This is a genomic window from Aminobacter sp. P4_H6_2 (genome assembly GCF_056400805.1).
In genome coordinates, this window is sequence record NZ_JBFUKO010000935.1 from 1 (window position 1) to 1,478 (window position 1,478).

The 1,478-nt window shown below is 50.7% G+C and carries 1 protein-coding gene; it reads right to left on the reverse strand.

Annotated elements, in window-relative coordinates:
• Positions 1 to 101: 101 nt before the first annotated feature.
• A partial coding sequence (locus tag AC1DUU_RS31820; RefSeq protein ID WP_476787282.1) for a hypothetical protein occupies positions 102 to 1,478 on the reverse strand: 1,377 nt, incomplete at its 5' end.

Consider the following 1,478-nt stretch of genomic DNA (forward strand, 5'->3'; position numbering starts at 1 on the left):
GGCCAGGGTCGAACGAAACGGCCGTCGCGCTCCATTGATAGATGTATTCGTAGACGTTGCTGACGAGCACGAGTGCAAATACGATGAGAACGACGGCTACTCTAACCATTTTGTCGAAACCGTAACTGTGAGCGAAGAAAGGCGAAGAGACCGCAGGCTGTAACGATGAACCCGAGGGGCATGGTGAGCGTTGCCGCGAATTTCCATTGCCGATATGATTCGCCATATAGCTCCCAAATAGCGAGATAAAGAACGACCGCAGCAATAAAGCTTATCGCTAGAAAACGACGCCCGTTTCGTCCTTCCTCTTTGTCTGATCTCCAGTAAAATGCCATGCAGGTAGCGAGTATCAAAATACCAGGGAGTATGTAGTTGATTTCGACTTGGCCGTTGGCCGGGATTTGCGACCAGTTAACTGGCAATCCCAAAAATAGCGCAAGATTGATGAAGGGCAGAGGCCACCCTGCGTCCACAGTAGAAGCGGCGGCGATCAAATATTTCGTGCTCATAATGTAGCGATCAACGCTCATCATCACTGAAAACAGATTCGATGCCACGAAAACACAGAGCGCGTAAGCAGTCGCGACGGCGAATGCTTTTACGGTGTACGACGAATTGCGCAGGACTAGAGCGCCACCAATGGCAGCCGACGATAGCATCATGTATTGTACGAACCACGGATGATAAGTGAACATGACTAATGCCGATAAGGCAGCAGCTGCCAAGCCGGCATTCATCAAGCTCTCTCGCTCACTTGCCATCTCTGCTACGTGAAGCAACGTTACCAAAAGAACCCCTGTGAATAGTACCTGGGCGAGGAAATAGTTAAGAACAACGTAGGCGATAACCGGTGTTGTGGTGAATACAACTGAGATGGCAATCGAAATCCAAAGAGGAAGATTGAAAATTCTCTTGCATATCGTTGCAATGCTGAGGCCAAACACCCCAACAGCCATCCCTAGGAGAGGGATTGCTATCTGTTCTACACTTGTGTTCAGGGTGAACGATGAGAGAGACACGAGATTGAAAGCGCCAAAGGCGTCAATCGAAATCACTCCCTTCACATCCCAAGAGCCCACCGCAGTCGTCACATCTGGCAGATTGCGGAGAACATCGCCAAGCTTTAAGTAGGCGAATATGTCATTGTTGCCCGCAGTTAGAAGTGGCAAAGCGCCCGTCTCGATCCTAGCATAACTCAACAGGCTGTAGACAAATACTGGGATGACAAAGGCAGCTCCCGCCATGAATAGCGAAGGCGCATAAGTCTGCATTAGGGCTTTGGCTGAATTTCGACGTAGTGCCTTTGCGGCGACGAAGGTTGACACCGCAACGCCAAGGGCGAGTAGGATTACGTAGGCTATCTTGACGCTGAGACCGAACCTAAAGGCGTACCAAGATACGACGGTCGTTCCGAGCAGTCCGCACAGCAAAGCAAGGGCGGCGCTCACCCTCACGTTAAATTGCGAGGCGAGTATGAG